The sequence below is a fragment of the Actinoplanes rectilineatus genome, assembly GCF_000962825.1.
GTDB classification, from domain to species: domain Bacteria; phylum Actinomycetota; class Actinomycetes; order Mycobacteriales; family Micromonosporaceae; genus Actinoplanes; species Actinoplanes rectilineatus.
Window position 1 is genome coordinate 1 of record NZ_JZKF01000303.1, and the last position, 217, is coordinate 217.

Genomic DNA, 217 nt, shown 5'->3' on the forward strand with positions numbered 1-217 from the left:
AAGAGTGCGTAATAGCTCACTGGTCAAGTGGTTCTGCGCCGACAATGTAGCGGGGCTCAAGCACACCGCCGAAGCTGTGGCATTCACACTTTACCCCGCTGGTCGACTTGTTCGGCTGGTGCAGGTGTGTGGATGGGTAGGGGAGCGTCGTATGGCGGGTGAAGCGGCGGAGTGATCCAGTCGTGGACGCCATACGAGTGAGAATGCAGGCATGAGT

At 58.5% G+C, this 217-nt stretch carries 1 rRNA gene; it reads left to right on the forward strand.

The window, feature by feature from the left end:
- Positions 1-217: ribosomal RNA gene (locus WH85_RS46500) — 23S ribosomal RNA — on the forward strand; the annotation flags it as partial.